A 17,677-nucleotide genomic window follows, 5' to 3' on the forward strand; every position below is an offset into this window, starting at 1 on the left:
AGTGTAAAGGCGTTATTAATCTAACTCTCTATTAATAACGAACAGTCTTTGAATGAACAAGGCACTGTTATTATGTTATGTAACTTTGCTTAAAAAAATAGCTAAAATATAACGAAAATATTGCGATAAACTAGATATTTAAGATCTAGTTTACATACACAGACCACCATCAATTTCTACAACGCGTCCAGTGAAGAATTCATTTTCAAATATGTAGTTTACGGTATGCGCTATTTCATCAGCCTCACCTAAACGACCAACAGGCTTCATGCTCTCTAAACGTTGACGCATTTCAGGTTTCATGGCATCGGTCATAGCGGTACGAATAACACCAGGAGCAATTGCACCAACACGAATACCATGGCGGCCAAGTTCTCTTGCCCATGTAACTGTCATCGCCACTACGCCAGCTTTTGAAGCCGCATAATTAGTTTGGCCCATATTACCACCACGGGCAATTGATGACATATTAATGATCACGCCTTTACGTTTGCCCTCAATCATATGAACTGCAGCTTCACGGCCACACAAAAATACGCCCGTTAAGTTAACATCAATAACTGATTGAAATTGGTCTAGCGACATTTTTTTACTTACTACGCCATCTTTAGCTTTAACAAACATGCCATCTCGTAAAATCCCGGCATTGTTGATTAAACCATCGATACCTGAGAAGTCATCGTTAATTTTTACAAATGTTGCTTCTACTTCAGCTTCATTGGTGACGTTAGCTAAATAGTACTTAGCTTGCGAACCTGCTTCTTCAACCAAGCTAACGGTGGCTTGTAATTGCTCTTCATTTAAATCAATAAGTGCTAATTTAGCGCCTGATTTTGCCAAGTTTAGGGCAATTGCACGGCCAAGGCCTTGTCCGCCGCCAGTAACTACTATAGTTTTACCGCTTAAATTCATGTTTAATCCCTCTGTTTATCTTTTATTCGTTTGTAACATCGGCTTTAATCTACATTAGTATTATACCAAGTTGATAATATGCGCTAAAGCCAATATTAATCATTTATTTGCTTAGACTTCTACTGGTGTAAAAAACCAAGTTAGTAATTCTGCTGGAATATCATTGATGTTTTCATAGGCCCAGCGTGGGGTTTTATCTTTATCAACAAGTAATGCACGAACCCCTTCACTTAATTCTGGGTACTGACAACAACGCAAGCTCAAGTTAAGCTCAGAGGCAAAGCAATCGGCTAACGATAGGTCTTTGCTCAACAATAACTGTTGATAGATTATCATTGCTGAAAGTGGGCTACCTTTTCTCAACTTAGCTTGTGCTCGCTGTAACCAGTCGTTATCGGTTTCTAGGGCTAAAATAGCTTGATAGATATCTGCTGCATTATCAAAATCGGTTAATTGTGTAATAAGCGCTTGATGCTCAACTACGTTAGATGGCATTAATTTGAATGCTTGTTCACTTTGTTGAACAAACTGACTCAATGCTTGATCAAGCAAGTCATAGTTTTCGTTATTACTTTGCCAATCAATATCACTCAAGCCGGCTATTACATCATTTTTAAGGTTACTGTTAATGCCAATAGTAGCTAAGCCAATGTTTAACGCGTCTGCTGCATTAAATATTGCCCCCGTCATGCCTAAAAATAGTCCTATATTATTAGGCATTTTATTAAGAAACCAACTTGCGCCGACATCGGGGTATAAACCTATGGTGATTTCGGGCATAGCTAGCAAGGTTTTTTCGGTAACGACTTTATGACTCGCGCCAGCAAATAAGCCAATTCCACCGCCCATGATATAACCGTCACCCCAAACTAAAATAGGTTTTGTGAATTCGTGGATCAGTTGGTCTACTTGATACTCTAGTGAGAAAAACTCATGCCCAAATGAGGCCATAATAGTTTCATCATTGATTATGCTAGCTGAGGTTTGAGTTAAATTATTCGACTCAATGCTAGCGCTATTATCTCTTTGTGTTTTGAGCGCATGGTACAAGCTAACAACGTCACCGCCAGCGCAAAAGGCTTTATCTCCTGCCCCTTGTATAATGACCATAGCGATTTCATCGTTGTTCTGCCATGCAATTAGTTGTTTATGTAATAACACAAACATACTCATATTAAGCGCATTAAGTGATTTCGGGGCATTTAATTCTGCAATTGCAATACGCTTATTATTTTTTGTCTTTATTTCGCTGAAAATTACTGGTGACATATTAATCCTTTACAGTGTATTTACACATATTTTATCGTTTATAAATAGCCGTTAATCTAGGCTCGCATCAATTTCAACTACGGTTCGGCCAGTAACCGTTCCTTCAACATAAGCGTCGAACGATTGAGGTAAATCAGCGAATTTAATCGTGGTAGGGGAAATAAGATCGAGTTTTGTCGGTTTTAAATCACTCGCTAAACGCTTCCACCCTTGTGCTCTAACCGATAATGGCATTTCAACTGAATTAATACCGAGCAAGCTAACACCACGTAAGATAAAGGGCATAACCGTTGATTCAAGTTTGAAACCACCAGCAAGACCAATCGAAGCAATATTACCCCAAACATTAGTGGTCCGCGTAAGCCAAGCTAAGGTATCACCACCGACATTATCAATCGCCCCGCCCCATTGGGCATTTTCTAATGGTTTAGTGCCCATTTCAATATCATGACGATTAATTAATTGACTTGCACCTAGTGCTTTTAAGTAAGGTTCTTGTGCTTTTTTACCCGTAAAAGCAATAACTTCGTAGCCGATATTCGACAACATATTAATCGCAAAACTTCCGACACCGCCCGTAGCACCGGTAACGACAATGGGGCCTCGTTCAGGAATTTGGCCGTTATCTTCCATACGCTGTATTGCAAGCGCCGCGGTATAACCAGCAGTGCCGAGCGCCATAACATCACGCAAGCTCATACCATCAGGCAAGTTAACAATTGAATCGGCTTTAACGCGGGCATATTCGCTATAACCACCATCATAAAGCTCTGATAATTGCGCGCCACAAACCAATACTTTATCTCCGGTTTGAAATCGCGAATCTTCTGAACTAACGACAACGCCTGATAAATCAATACCACCGACTAATGGATAAGTTCTTAAAATGCGCCCTTTACCGGTTGCTGCCAGTGCATCTTTATAATTTATGTCTGAATAAGCAACCTTAATCACTACTTCACCAGCGGTTAAGTCGTCTAAACAAATTTCCTCAAAGCCACTGGTAATGGTTTTGTCATTTTTATGAATACGAAATGCGGTAAATTTTGCTGGAATATTCAACATATTAAGAGCCTTTTTATACATTATGTTAACGGCTGAACTTCGTGGTGAAATTCTGCCGTTAATAAACAGTTTTACGCAATATTTTAGTCAACTAGCATTCAATAAAATAGAGACCAAAACAATTAAACTTTAGTCCCGTTAGGCAAAGAGATTTAACATACCTCAGTGGTTATAATTAAAGAGCTCTTCTGGCATAGCCATTAATGATTTACTACCTGCTTCAATCGCATAAATATGACCATCTATTCTTGGCAATAATCGCTCATTAAAAAACTCACCAACGTAAAGTTTTGCTTGATAAAAGTCTTCATCGTTATGTGCTGCTGCTTTTTCTGCCATTAAAACCCACATGTAGGCATAGCTTAATAAACCAAAGGCTGCTAAATAATCAGTTGCCGAGGCACCAACCATATTTTTATCTTCATCATGCTCAGCAATAATTAAGCCTGTAATGGCTTTTAATTTTTCTAGCGCACCAGTTAAAGGTTGAACAAAACGAGTCAGTGCTTGGTTATCAGTATGCTGGTCGATAAATGATGTTATTTCATTAAAATAGACATCAAGAAACTTACCCTTATTAGCAACGACTTTACGGCCAAGTAGATCTAGCGCTTGAATGCCATTAGTGCCTTCATAAATTTGCGCAATACGCACATCGCGCACTAGCTGCTCTTGACCCCATTCACGCACATAACCGTGGCCACCAAAAACCATTTGGCCTAAGTTACAGCTTTCGTATGCCATGTCGGTCATAAACGCTTTAGCGACCGGCGTTAACAATGCAACTAACTGCTCAGCTTGCTGTTTTTCAGCATCATTAGCAGAAAATTTAACAATATCGAGTTGTTTAGCAACATAAGTAGAAAAACAGCGGCCCCCTTCGTTAAATGCTCGCATAGTTAACAGCATTTTTCTAACATCTGGATGAACAATAAGCGAGTCGGCTTTTTTATCTGCTGATTTTACACCGGTAGCACTGCGACCTTGAATACGTTCAATGGCGTATTCTGCCGCTTGTTGATATGAGGTTTCTGCTGCACCAACGCCTTGAATGCCCATACCTAAACGTTCATAGTTCATCATAGTGAACATGTAGTTAAGGCCTTTATTTTCTTCGCCAACTAAAAAGCCTTTAGCTGTATCAAAGTTCATCACACAAGTTGCTGAGCCTTTAATACCCATTTTGTGCTCAATTGAGCCACAAGTAACGGTATTTCTAGCGCCTAAACTGCCATCATCGTTTAATAAAAACTTAGGGACAACGAACATAGAAATACCGCGAGGACCTTCAGGCGCGCCTGGTATTTTAGCTAACACTAAATGAATAATGTTTTCTGTTAAGTCTTGTTCGCCGCCGGTGATAAATATTTTAGTACCTGATAAAGCAAAACTGCCATCGTCTAACGCTTCTGCTTTTGCGGTCATTATACCTAAATCACTGCCCGCATGAGGTTCGGTCAAACACATAGTACCTGCCCACTTACCCGAATACATATTTTCTAAGTAAGTTTGCTTCATTTCTTCGCTAGCGTGAGCACTAAGCGCCAAACTTGCGCCCGCCGTTAACATTGGGTAAAGCGCAAATGAAATAGAAGCCGATTGGGTCATTTCTTCAACAAACGATTGCAACATTTTAGGCATGCCCATACCGCCATGTTCTGGGTCACCACTTAATGCGCCCCAACCACCTTCACAGTAAAGTTGATACGCTTTGGCAAAACCATCGGGCGTTGTTACCTCTCCGTTAGACCAAGTCGCACCTTGTTCATCACTGTTACGATTTAAGGGCGCGATAACACCAGCGGTTAACTTTGCGCCCTCTGATAAAATTGCATCGGCAGTGTCTTTATCAATTAGCTCAGCAACAGCTGGCATGGTTGACCATAATTTTTCAGCATTAAAAACTTCATGCAATAAAAATTGCATATCGCGCATTGGCGCTTGGTAATTACTCATCGCTCATACTCACCTGGTTGCTAATATTAATGGAACAAAACTTACATGTTGCGACGGTATTGGCCGCCAGCTTCAAATAATGAATTAACAATTTGCCCTAATGAACACACTTTACAAGCATCCATCATCAGCTCGAAAATATTTTCATGTTTAATCGCCGCTTCTTGTAAACGCTTGAGTAACACTTCTACTTCAGCTTCGTTGGCTTTATTTAAACTTGCTAACATTTCAATTTGATAAGTTTTTTCTTCTTCGGTTGCGCGGATAACTTCTTCCGGCACAATCGTTGGCGAGCCAGTAGAACTTAAGAAAGTATTTACCCCAATAATTGGAAATTCACCTGAATGTTTTAAGTGCTCGTAATGCATACTTTCTTCTTGAATTTTGCCACGTTGGTACATAGTTTCCATCGCGCCCAGCACGCCACCACGTTCGTTGATGCGATCAAACTCAGTTAATACCGCTTCTTCAACTAAATCAGTTAACTCTTCAATAATAAAGGCACCTTGAATCGGGTTTTCATTTTTCGAAAGTCCCAGTTCACGGTTGATGATTAATTGAATCGCCATCGCACGACGAACACTGTCTTCGGTAGGCGTTGTGATCGCTTCATCATAAGCATTAGTATGCAAAGAGTTACAGTTATCGTTTATCGCATAAAGCGCTTGTAATGTGGTGCGAATATCGTTGAAATCAATTTCTTGTGCATGCAATGAACGACCAGAAGTTTGAATGTGGTATTTTAACATTTGTGCACGGGCATTCGCGCCGTATTTGTTCTTCATAGCTTTTGACCAAATACGACGAGCCACTCGACCAATTACCGCATATTCTGGGTCAATACCGTTTGAGAAGAAGAACGATAAGTTAGGACCAAACTCGTTAATGTCCATGCCACGGCTTAAGTAATATTCTACAAAGGTAAAGCCGTTCGCTAAGGTTAATGCCAACTGGGTAATTGGGTTCGCGCCAGCTTCTGCAATATGGTAACCAGAAATTGATACTGAATAGAAGTTACGCACGCCTTTATCAATGAAGTACTCTTGAACATCACCCATTAAACGCAAGGCAAATTCTGTTGAGAAAATACAGGTGTTCTGCGCTTGGTCTTCTTTTAAAATATCAGCTTGAACCGTGCCACGAACTAAGGTTAAAGTTTTTGCTTTTATTGCTTGGTAAACTTCCGGCGGTAATACTTGATCGCCTGTTACACCTAACAACATTAAACCTAAACCGTCGTTACCTTCAGGTAACGCACCTTGATAGCTTGGACGTTCACAGCCCTTGCCTTGGTAGATTTTTTTAATGGTGGCAGCAACTTCTTTTTCTAAACCATTTTCAGTGATAAAACGTTCACATTGTTGATCAATCGCGGCATTTAAGAAGAAACCTAGCAACATAGGTGCTGGGCCGTTAATAGTCATTGAAACTGAAGTCATGGCGTGGGCCAAGTCAAAACCAGAGTAAAGTTTTTTAGCATCATCTAAACAACAAATTGAAACACCGGCATTACCAATTTTTCCGTAAATATCAGGGCGAATAGCTGGATCGTTACCATATAAAGTTACCGAGTCAAACGCGGTTGATAAACGCTTAGCCGGCATGCCTTTTGAAACATAATGGAAACGACGGTTAGTACGCTCCGGACCACCTTCACCAGCGAACATACGTGTTGGGTCTTCACCTTCACGTTTGAATGGAAATAAACCAGCCGTGTATGGAAATTCACCCGGTACGTTCTCTTGTAAGTTCCACTTTAATATATCGCCCCAACCTTGATATTTAGGCATGCTGATTTTTGGAATTGCACTACCCGACAATGATTTTGTATGCGTTTGGATTGAAAGCTCTTTATCACGCACTTTAAATTTAAATTCAGGGTCTTTATAACGCTGAACTTTATCTGCCCATTGCTCTAGCAATAGTTTGTTTTTAGGATCTAAATCTAACTCAACATGAGTATAAAGCGCTTGCAGTTGAGTAACTAAATCGGCTGATACATCTGTCTCTGTTTCTTTTGCGGTTTCAATTGCTTGATGAATACCATAAAGCTTTTGCGCTACAGTCGTTTGGTTTTCAACCCAAACATCATAGCCACGGTTACTTTCTGATATTTCAGATAAATAACGAATACGGTTACCTGGAATAACACTGCTCTTATTCGCTAACGTGCCTTCAGTAGACAACAAATCACCAACCGTTAAGCCTGACTTTGTATTTAACGCTGTGATCACCGCATTGTATAACTCGGTCATGCCACGGTCGTTAAATTGTGACGCGATAGTGCCATATACCGGTACTTCATCATCGCCCGCTTCAAACATACCGCGGTTACGTTTATATTGTTTTTTCACATCACGCAGTGCATCAAGTGCGCCACGTTTATCAAATTTGTTCAATGCGATTATGTCAGCGAAATCTAACATATCGATTTTTTCAAGCTGCGTTGCCGCGCCGTATTCAGGTGTCATTACATATAAAGAAACATCTGAATGCTCTTCAATTTCAGTATCTGATTGTCCAATACCTGAAGTTTCTAAAATGATTAAATCAAAGTCGGTCGCTTTTAAAATATCCAGTGTATCGTTTACATAAACAGATAACGCTAGGTTAGATTGACGTGTTGCTAAAGAGCGCATATAAACACGGTCATTATTTACCGCGTTCATGCGAATACGGTCACCCAGTAAAGCACCTCCAGTTTTACGCTTTGAAGGATCAACTGACACAATAGCAATTTTACTATCATCGGTTGCCATTAAAAAGCGACGAATAAGCTCATCAACTAACGACGATTTACCTGCGCCACCGGTACCGGTAATACCTAATACTGGCGTTTTACTGATCGCAGCAATTTTACGAATTTTAGTCAGGTCACTTTTGTTTTCTTCTGGGGCGTTTTCTGCCGCTGAAATTAAACGGGCAATGGCTTGTTTTTTATCTTGTAGTGGCACGCCTTTCTTTAAATTGGCAACGTCATCTTTTTTAACGTTTACGCCAGTTTTAAAATCACAGCGCTCTAACATGTCGTCAATCATACCCAGTAAACCTAGGGCACGACCATCATCAGGAGAATAAATACGAGTAATACCGTAATCTTGCAGCATTTTTATTTCGTCTGGGAGTATAACGCCACCACCGCCGCCAACGATACGAATATGTTCACAACCTCGTTCTTTCAATAGGTCATACATATATTTGAAATATTCGTTATGACCACCTTGATAAGAGGTCATGGCAATGGCATTGGCATCTTCTTGAATAGCCGTATTTACCACTTCTTCAACACTGCGGTCATGCCCGAGATGAATAACTTCTGCACCGCTTGATTGCAAAATTCTACGCATAATATTAATAGCTGCATCGTGACCATCAAATAATGATGCTGCCGTTACAATACGGATTTTATTTTTTAACTGATATCTTTCAGTATTCATCTCATACTCTCTTATTTGTCAAAATCGCTTTCTCACAATAACAACCCATCGTATTGGTAACGAAAACAGCGATATCATGAAGCAATAATTACCTTAAATTCACAACCTAGTTAGCACTCATGCACTAGTTTTAGTCGTAAAACTCGATAATGGAAACTTAATGAAGAAATTAGAACACACTAAAAATGTAATGAACATTGATTTTATTGTCAATTTGATGGACTATGTTGTGATTAGACCACTAGAACAATATCTGTAATTATTATAGGCTATCATGTCAAATATCAAACTAAAAAGCTCCGCTGATATTCGGTTATTTATTCCGGTGTTTTTATTGAAAAAATTAGCTAAACATCGTTTAACGGACGGTTTATATCCAGTTTCTTTAGGTATGACGCAAGCCAATAATAATTATAAGTTACAACAAGAAAATAACCATTGCCATAGCTTGATTTACTGTTTATCGGGTACCGGAAAATTACGTTACCAAGATAAAGAAAGAATAATAGAACGTGGCGATCTTGTTATTATTAATGCTAATACTCCCTTCATTTTCACCCTTGATAAAACTCAAGAAACAATAACTAAAATTAGCCAAAGTGATAAGCAAATCAATAGCCGTGATAGCAAAGCTGTTGACAATATATTCTATTGGATTAACTTTACCGGCACCTTAGCGCAAGATTTTGCTGAGCGATTGTTAATGAAAATGGATAGTGGTGTCGCGCATGTGGGCGTGCTGAATAATATTGTTAGCGATTTTGATCACCTACTGGCATTGGGTGCTCGAGGTTATACAGCGACGAACGTTATTCATGCCGTGCATATTTTGCAACAAGCTTTGAGTTTTCTCGCACTGCAATTACGTTTAACCATGTTTAATAACAGTTCTAGTTTTGATTTGGAGGCGGTTGAGGCATTAATGCGCAACAGTTTGCACCAAGAACTGAGCTTAGATACGCTAGCCCATTACAGTCAATTATCTAAATTTCACTTTGCGAAAAAATTTAAAGAGTTAACTGACAGCTCCCCTATTCAACACTTTATCAATATGAAAATTCAACATGCTTGTTCACAACTCGATAATAGTGATATTGCCATTAAAGACATAGCCAGTGGTTTAGGCTATAGCGACCCGTATTATTTTTCTCGACTGTTCAAAAAACTAGTCGGCATTTCACCAAAACAATATCGTGATTCTCGACATAGTTCATAAAGTGTAAATCAATAAAGTTAAATTAAAATAATAAAACGAAGCATGAAGGTACTTATTACAACGCTAAATTTACTATAGCTTTGACTGAACAGCCTAAGTTGAAAAATATCTACAAACAGTGCCACCATAAACTATTTAATCCAACATAAAGCCTAGGTCAAAAAAGGATCACTTAGATACGATAGCGGACGTTTCAATATCTATTTTAAACTTCTATCGTTTGCCAATTTTTTTGTTCCAAGTATAGGTTGCAATGTACCTTATTAATTTATTGCCTATTGAGTAAGTCATAAAGTATGAAAGTGAGTAAAATCACCCATCGTTTGAACAATAAATTATTAAGAGCTACAGCTATAATAGCGAAGCTAAAAATTTTGTAAAAGGGGTAATATTTTGCTCTACACTTGCCGCTTCTAATGCTTCCATGTACTCACTTCTTTGCTCAACGGGTACAACCGTCCACGAATAACCACCTGCGGCCATCATCAAGTTCATGATAAAACGCCCCATACGGCCATTACCATCAAAATAAGGGTGAATATAAACAAAAATAAAATGACCTAATACCACTCGAACCGCAGAGTTATCTTCTTCCATTAACAAATCAAAAAGTGCAGGCATCATATCTCTAACTGCCGCTCTGGTTGGTGGTGTATGTTTTGATTTTCTAATATAAACGGGCCCTGTTCGATAACCAGCTAAATCAGATTGTTTAATAATACCAGCACCAACACTTGGGCCGAATAAAGCTAAATGCCAATCAGCATGAGTAGCTTCGAATACTTCACCAGCATTTTCACCATTAAGTACACGTTCAACGGCTAGCTTTACTTGTTGAAAGGCATCCCAATAACCTTTTGCCGCCATGGCATCTAAATGCTTTCTATTATCATCAGATTGTTCAGGGTTCCAGTTACCTGAGCGCACTTGTTCAATTAGCTCATGTGTTACTCGGTAGCCTTCAATCGATAGCGAGTGATAAGCATCATTAACAAACTTGTCTTCTACTTCATTTAAGTAGCCTTGAACATTTATTTTAATGTCAGTTACATCAGGAAAATGGGTGATCACATCTGTTCGCATGCTTTGCCACAATAAACGCAGTCGATTTACATAGGGTGAAACCTCACGGCGACCAAAGGTTATCTCAGTTACATCTTCAAATGGGTCAACTTCTTTTACTTTAAAATCGGCAGCAATCATTCCTTTAATAATGTTATTAGCAATTAAGTCTCTGCCAATATTACGAAATGCCCCCGCCAAACGGCCTGCGCTGGCAACATGGCCACCATGAAGTAAGACACTTAGCACTTCTGAGGCATCTGTCACCATTGAAAGCAGTGTTCTCATTTGGATTGGCTTTTGTGCAAAAGTAGTTTTAGCACAATGCACTAAACTTGCTTCCAAGCTATATACTCTCAAACCATCGACTTTGGTTAACTGTGCTTGTTCTGGCATAGCAGAGCGAATATCGAATACCGAAGTATTATGAAGTAAAGCCGTTGGTTTATTTCGACCTTTAGGCGAGCGTACTAATAACTGAGGTGGAACAGTTTTATCACCAATAAGAATTTGTATTGATTGCTCTGGTGATAAACACCAGTTTTGTTCAAGACGCCCATCTAAATACGCTCCACAAAAACCCCAAAAAGACGTATACCAAGCGGTACTATCACCTTGTTTTTCATCTGGGCTTGAAGGAATATACCAACCTCGCATCACTTCCTTGATGAAGCCATGCTTAGTCAAGCGCTCTCTATCGGTGCGTTCAAGCATTTTCGATTGCACTGCAATAATCCCGCTATCTTGTAGTAGCTTTAATTGCTGTAGCGAATGTGCAAGCTTTTCTGATACTTGATTCATATTATCACCGTTAGCTTTTGCTGAAATCATTTGTTAGCTTTTAGTGTAATGTATAATTAGCTTTTAATGCAAATGCTAGTTAGCTTTTAATGTAGGTCAGATGACATTTCAATATCTATTTTAAACTTCTATTGTTTGCCAATTTTTTTGTTCCAACTAGTAGGTTACAATGTACCTTGTTAATTTAGTGCCTATTGAGTATGTCATAAAGTATGAAAATGAGTAAAATCTGCCATCGTTTGAACAATAAGTTATTGGATGTATTAGTCCAAATCAATGAAGAGGCAAAGCAAGTCGATGGCTTTAGTCATTTAAGTCACTCTGTTCAATTCGATTGCTTCCCTGCCAGTTTATTAGTGTATTGCCATTTTAGTGAAGCACAACAGTTACGTGTTGCACAGAGCAGTCATGCTGAAACCAAATTACAAAAACAGTTGCATAAATTACTTTTTAAAAAAGGGATCGTATTAAAAGATCCGAAAATGAATTTAAAACTACAAGGTCCGGCTTAAAATCAAACAGAGTATATTTCACAAGTTGTGTAATATATTCAGCTAGATGGATAATACCCTAATACTCACTGACCAGATGTTAACAAAGATACGATTGCGGACGTTCCTCACAGATGAGTATATGGGACTTTTGATGATGGATTTTTGCCAGTAAGTCGCTCAGCCTGAGTGTGAACAATACCACCATTACAGTCGTTCAATATTTAATCTTTAAAGGCGGCTTATCCGACGGACGTTAGCTTTGTTAACTCATGAACATATTAGGGATAATTTTAACCAGAAATTACTCTTTGTTTCATGGACTGATATAAGGTCATAGCGGGCAGTTTCTTTTCATCTCAGGACGATAATTTTAATTGTTGTCCACCTCAGGGCGTGTTGTTAGCATACTTTGCTCAATACTATCAAGCAAGGAAAGAACATCCTCAACAAAGCGCTCTAGGACAACATTTAGTGTCCAATGTTTTTTATGCTCAACACCTTTGAATTGAACCGCAATCTTATACTCTGGATCAATAAGCCCAGTAGGCGGTACTGTTTTTGAAAAAGAATCTGCATGAATAATTTTATCGCAGACCTGTTTAAGTGTCGCAGGGTTCTCGATTAATTTAGCATCATAATATAACCATGATGAATTTGGTAACTCTAGATTTGGTTGATTAATTACATTTTGATAAAGATTGACTCTTATTGCTATAACTAGACTTAGAAGATTGCTAGATACTAAGTTATGTAAAGTATCTTCAACATTTTCAGACATAACCAATCTAGATGTTTCAGATGAAAGGCTACTAGTTGTTAAATCTAGTCCATGACAAATTAAGCACAAACGCCTAATTTCATTGAAGTCTTGTTTATGCTGGCCAAAAATATCGCGCATCTACTTTCCTGTATGCCTAACGAGGCTGTAGAATTTCTCTTTTAGAAAAAACAGCCACAAAAATTATTAAAAATTAAACCCCAAAACGCGTGCCTACGCGAAATCTGAGGCAATATCCCACTAAAAATGACTTTTAAAGGCTGTATGAACTTAAATTTCATCTGTCCTTTTCCACTTTGGAGAAATTCTACAGCCTATCGTGGTAGAGCGACCTATTACTAGGCCGACCCCACACAGATCCGGACGAGCGGAACTACCGCATCCGGCTCTTCAGTTATATATTCACTCGTATAAAACATGACCCTAATACCAATCGACAAGAATATATCGCTTGCTGACTTTGATACTCTCAATATTAAAATACTCTAACATCTTCTTGAAATTACTCCAGTTATAACTTCGTCGACCACTACGCCTGTTCAACCATTTATATAAGGTATGCAAAGCATAATCGTATACACCTGCCAGACTTCGGCTGTTGTCGGGAAGCCCGAAGTAATTTCTAAACCCTATCAGTTTTCGTTTTAATTGGGGGTAGCCATTCTCTCAACTTAAATGAACGCTTAGCTTTGATCCATTGGTAATATTCACTCAGCGTTGCCTTTTGCTTCTTCGAGCCTGTGCGTCGTCTGAGCCTTGCCTTACCATTAGAATCTGTTCCCCAATAAAACTCAAAAACTAGAAATACAAAATGACGTTTTCTTCCAGCATGAAAACGACTGAATCGCATCAATGAAGTTTTGTCTTCTGCTGCATCTAAATTAAACTTCTTTAGCCGTTTCGGTAATACTTTATAAAAGCGCTCGGCATCATGGGCGAATTGAAACGCACAAACAAAATCGTCTGCATACCGGATCATCGCTCTGCCTCGCATCTTCGGCTTTACTTTCTTTTCAAACCACAGGTCTAACGCATAATGTAGATAAATATTAGCCAACACAGGACTGATAACTCCTCCCTGAGGACTACCACTAGATGGTTTACTAAAGACACCATCGGGGATTTTATCCGTGCTTTTAACCACTGGTTTATTAAGTTAAGTATTGCCTTATCATCGATGCGTTGTTTGAGCATGTTCATCAACCATTCATGGTCAAGGTTGTCGAAGAAGCCTTTAATATCAGCCTCAAAGACGTAGCCGTAACCTTGGAATTGTAGATTAAGTGTCAAACTATGCACCGCTTGATGCGCACTTTTATTCGGCGATAACCATAACTATTACGCAAAAAGTCTTGTTCCCAAATGCTTTGCAGGATCTGGCTTACAATTTGCTGTACAAGTTTATCGTCGACCGTTGGTAGGCCTAAAGGCCGTAATTTACAGTTAGATTTAGGGATAAAGATCCGTTTAATGTCATTAACTCGATAACATTTCTGCTTAAGCTGTTGACCTAAACGTTCGATATTTCCAGTAAGCTTAGCCTTGTAGTTGGGCATGGTAATGCCATCGATACCAGGTTTAGCTTGTTTATTGAGTTGTCCCCAGCTTTGATATAGGCTGTCAGTATTTAGTAGTCCATATAAATTCTGAAACCTGTGCTTGGGGTGAGTGTGTGCTTTAAATGCGATGGCATTAAGTGTTGTTGTCATAGTGATCCCAGCCCTACTTTGTCTGGACTATGTGGCGGCTTAATACCGAATATAACCGTCAGCTCCTTCGCCATGTACAAGGCTTTCCCCTGCACAGACTACTATGGGCTGATCTGACTTCCAAAGGGTCATCGTTGGCTTTGCTTTTCGTTAAGCTTCTCTACCACTATCCATGTGGAACGCCTTTGGATCTCTCAAGTTCTCAATACATCTCTCTATACATGCCCCGGCTTGAAAACTCCGCTGACTCTCTACAGCCTGACCAATACGGCTGTTTTGCATGGACTTCGGTAGCGTTGCAAACCTCGTCAGTCAGATCTAATATTTATCGGAGCGATACCAGCTCTTCAGGGCCACGACAGCCCCTATGGCCTAAATAATTCTCTGTGTACGCTTCACCAATATTGTTCGTATGATGCAGTCCTCACTGCTGAAAAGCAATTGCTAATCTCACACTCCGCCAAAGGCGCAACACTCGATACAGGTGGTTGGTTAAACCTTACCTGACAGGGACTTGCACCCTGCAAGATGCATTAAGCTTAGCTTGACGCACCAACGCCCCACTAAGAGGCAAATAATAGTTGGTTATAATAAGCGTCGAAGGAGCAAAACCAACTGTTATTTGTCCTACTTGAGTGGCTTATAAGTTTTTTGTTAATGCAAACTCTTCTAGCGGAACTCCAATGAGTATAACTCGATTTGTTCCGACATAATCATCACTAGGGAAGTCAAAAAAAGTTGTTACTTTCGTTGAGTCTTCTAAATCATTAAGTCTCATAACTAATGATGCTATACCAACTACACATGAACCCTGATCAAAATCAAAGATGGCACCACCGGAGTTTCCTCCAGAAACTTCTGAAGTAAGAACGCTGACTACTTTTTTATCGCCAAATGTTTTTCGAGGTGAATAACCTGATTTTTTTGCATCATTATTATATTGAACAGATAATAATGGCATTGTATATAAATCAGTCGCAACACCTTGGAATGTAATTAGCCCTGTTAAAGCACCATTTAAACCTGTTGGCTTACCGCCACCAATTAGGTTGCCGGCAACTGGTTTGCAGAACTTAGGGATTGAAGTTAGAGGCACTTCATTATTAATGATTTCTAGTATCGCTAAATCTTTTTTGATATCTATTTCTTTAATTAAAGCTTTATATTCTAATTTCTTATCAAAGAGGCTTTTTTTATAGGTAACATTTACATACTCACCTAACTTAACGGTATCAACAACATGAGCAGCTGTTATTAAGGTGTTAGGGGAAATAGGAACAGCTAGTCCATGCACAGTAGTATTAATATTCGGTTTATAAGATAGTATAACCTGATGCCGATATTCAACATTTAAGTCTCTATGATAAGTAAGAGCCTCATTGATTCGACTTTGTATATCAATTTTAGATTTATTAGTCGCGCACCCAATGAAAAGAAAACATAAAGAAAATATAATATAAAATTTTAGCATTTATTCGCTCACCTCTGATAAAAACTTATAACGAGGCTGTAGAATTTCTCTTTTAGAAAAAACAGCCACAAAAATTATTAAAAATTAAACCCAAAAACGTTCCTACGCGAAATCTGAGGCAATATCCTACTAAAAAATGACTTTTAAAGGCTGTATGAACTTAAATTTCATCTGTCCTTTTCCTTTTTGGAGAAATTCTACAGCCTCAACGCCCCAATAAGGGGCTAAAAATTGATTGCTAAAATGTGAGGAACGAAACAGTAAACTGTTTTTAGTCCTTCTTGATTGGCTTGTTATGCAACTTTTCTGCATTACTAGTTTTCTTGTGTAAAGTTTCAACTGTATCGGGTTCATTTCTTACAGCAGAATGTATTTCTGATTGAATACTTTTCCTCAACATTTCAGCTTCGCGGAATAGTTTTGTATTTTCTGATTTAGTCACAGTACTCATGCCACTCTCCAGTTTTGTTCAAAATTACAAAATTTATTGAAAAATTCATGTTTTAAATATTGATATTCGTATAACAGTTTAAATGTATAAATACTTTCTTCCATAAAGTCTTGCATTGCCTCTTCATTAGCAAAAACCGAATTATTATGAAACTCAATATTCAAGAAACCGACAACTTCCCCGTTAGTTTCAAGTTTACATCCCAAGTAATGTTGTATAGTTTTATACCTCTTGGAACTACCTTTAGAGTATGATTTTTTATTATGAACGTAGCTTGTATTCTTACCCTCTGTGAAGCACTTTACACTTTCGTAACTTTCAAACTCAGAGGCATTAATATCAATCACTTTAGATTTAACCAAATCCCTTTTATGGTCATAATGAAGCTCATAAATTAATTTATTATCATCTTTATCATAACGGTAGACAGATACAAATAAGTCTTTTCTTTTAATACTTATTGAATTGATTGATTTCCTTATATGCTCTGCAAGCGCCTCAGTAATAACACGCATGTTAACGTCAAAAGAATGTTGTTCATTTAAGCGAGTTACATCAACAGGTTCAATACAGCACTTTTTAATATGACCGAGTATTTCTTTATTCATTACAGAGATACAATCAGATATTTCTTCAGGCTCAACTGTCGAATGCTTAGCTGGAGGAAAATGTAAAAACAACATTGATAATAATTTTAAAACAAAAGAAATTATTAATACGGTTGCTGAAATAATGACATAAACATTAACCCCGCTTTGGTGCAGGACATTATTTAGCAACCAGCCTGAAATTGAGAAGTCAAAAGCCTTCTTCAGCATTAAATAACCAGTAGCAATTAGTAAAATACTATCTGTAAAAAGCCTAACGTATTTATTTAAACAAAACTTAGATAATTTAGAGTACAACGTTTTCAAAAATTTAATTCCTTTATAGTCAGACGAATTCGCCTAGGCTTGTGTGTTGCATAACAATTTAGTATTTATGTGGCACGTAGTTTGTGTTGCATAATCGCTTGTTGGACTGAGGCGATACCTGCTCGGTATATCAGCGTAGGTA

General features: G+C 38.5%; 13 protein-coding genes. 2 read left to right on the forward strand and 11 right to left on the reverse strand.

Going from position 1 to position 17,677, the window contains the following annotated elements:
• Window positions 1-150: 150 nt before the first annotated feature.
• The 5 genes from A3Q33_RS00080 to A3Q33_RS00100 all read right to left on the reverse strand — a co-directional run bounded on the left by A3Q33_RS00080 (window position 151) and on the right by A3Q33_RS00100 (window position 8,639).
• Window positions 151-912 (reverse strand): SDR family oxidoreductase, encoded by a 762-nt coding sequence (locus A3Q33_RS00080; RefSeq protein WP_081177848.1) that lies wholly within the window; start codon window positions 910-912, stop codon window positions 151-153.
• A 111-nt stretch (window positions 913-1,023) separates the two neighbouring features.
• Window positions 1,024-2,181, reverse strand: coding sequence for an enoyl-CoA hydratase/isomerase family protein (locus tag A3Q33_RS00085; RefSeq protein WP_081177849.1), 1,158 nt, complete (start codon window positions 2,179-2,181; stop codon window positions 1,024-1,026).
• Window positions 2,182-2,232: 51 nt separating this feature from the next.
• Window positions 2,233-3,246: an oxidoreductase gene (locus tag A3Q33_RS00090; protein ID WP_081177850.1), complete on the reverse strand. Its 1,014-nt coding sequence runs from the start codon at window positions 3,244-3,246 to the stop codon at window positions 2,233-2,235.
• A 162-nt stretch (window positions 3,247-3,408) separates the two neighbouring features.
• The gene (locus tag A3Q33_RS00095; protein WP_081177851.1) at window positions 3,409-5,202 is read right to left on the reverse strand and encodes an acyl-CoA dehydrogenase C-terminal domain-containing protein; all 1,794 of its coding nucleotides are present in this window, start codon (window positions 5,200-5,202) and stop codon (window positions 3,409-3,411) included.
• Between the two features lie 41 nt (window positions 5,203-5,243).
• Window positions 5,244-8,639 (reverse strand): methylmalonyl-CoA mutase family protein, encoded by a 3,396-nt coding sequence (locus A3Q33_RS00100; protein WP_081177852.1) that lies wholly within the window; start codon window positions 8,637-8,639, stop codon window positions 5,244-5,246.
• Window positions 8,640-8,913: 274 nt separating this feature from the next.
• Between A3Q33_RS00100 and A3Q33_RS00105 the strand changes: the two genes are divergently transcribed.
• Window positions 8,914-9,855 (forward strand): AraC family transcriptional regulator, encoded by a 942-nt coding sequence (locus A3Q33_RS00105; protein WP_081177853.1) that lies wholly within the window; start codon window positions 8,914-8,916, stop codon window positions 9,853-9,855.
• Window positions 9,856-10,206: 351 nt separating this feature from the next.
• Here A3Q33_RS00105 and A3Q33_RS00110 read toward each other — a convergent pair whose 3' ends face one another.
• Window positions 10,207-11,748, reverse strand: a complete 1,542-nt coding sequence (locus tag A3Q33_RS00110; RefSeq protein WP_231295742.1) for a Fic family protein — start codon at window positions 11,746-11,748, stop codon at window positions 10,207-10,209.
• Window positions 11,749-11,936: 188 nt separating this feature from the next.
• Between A3Q33_RS00110 and A3Q33_RS00115 the strand changes: the two genes are divergently transcribed.
• Window positions 11,937-12,230 carry a hypothetical protein gene (locus tag A3Q33_RS00115; protein ID WP_081177854.1) on the forward strand — a complete coding sequence of 98 codons (294 nt, stop codon included), beginning with the start codon at window positions 11,937-11,939 and terminating at the stop codon, window positions 12,228-12,230.
• 352 nt (window positions 12,231-12,582) lie between these two features.
• Here A3Q33_RS00115 and A3Q33_RS00120 read toward each other — a convergent pair whose 3' ends face one another.
• The 5 genes from A3Q33_RS00120 to A3Q33_RS00140 form a co-directional block, all read right to left on the reverse strand.
• Window positions 12,583-13,110, reverse strand: coding sequence for a hypothetical protein (locus A3Q33_RS00120; protein ID WP_081177855.1), 528 nt, complete (start codon window positions 13,108-13,110; stop codon window positions 12,583-12,585).
• Between the two features lie 502 nt (window positions 13,111-13,612).
• Entirely contained in the window at window positions 13,613-14,050 is a 438-nt protein-coding gene (locus A3Q33_RS20770; protein WP_231295743.1) for an RNA-dependent RNA polymerase family protein, read from the reverse strand.
• A 226-nt stretch (window positions 14,051-14,276) separates the two neighbouring features.
• Entirely contained in the window at window positions 14,277-14,699 is a 423-nt protein-coding gene (locus tag A3Q33_RS20775; RefSeq protein ID WP_231295744.1) for a reverse transcriptase family protein, read from the reverse strand.
• Between the two features lie 640 nt (window positions 14,700-15,339).
• The gene (locus tag A3Q33_RS00130) at window positions 15,340-16,170 is read right to left on the reverse strand and encodes a trypsin-like peptidase domain-containing protein (RefSeq protein ID WP_081177856.1); all 831 of its coding nucleotides are present in this window, start codon (window positions 16,168-16,170) and stop codon (window positions 15,340-15,342) included.
• 447 nt (window positions 16,171-16,617) lie between these two features.
• Complete coding sequence (locus tag A3Q33_RS00140) at window positions 16,618-17,535, reverse strand: hypothetical protein (protein ID WP_081177858.1); 918 nt, start codon at window positions 17,533-17,535, stop codon at window positions 16,618-16,620.
• Window positions 17,536-17,677 lie beyond the last annotated feature (142 nt).

The organism is Colwellia sp. PAMC 21821 (assembly GCF_002077175.1).
Classification (GTDB): Bacteria; Pseudomonadota; Gammaproteobacteria; order Enterobacterales; family Alteromonadaceae; genus Cognaticolwellia.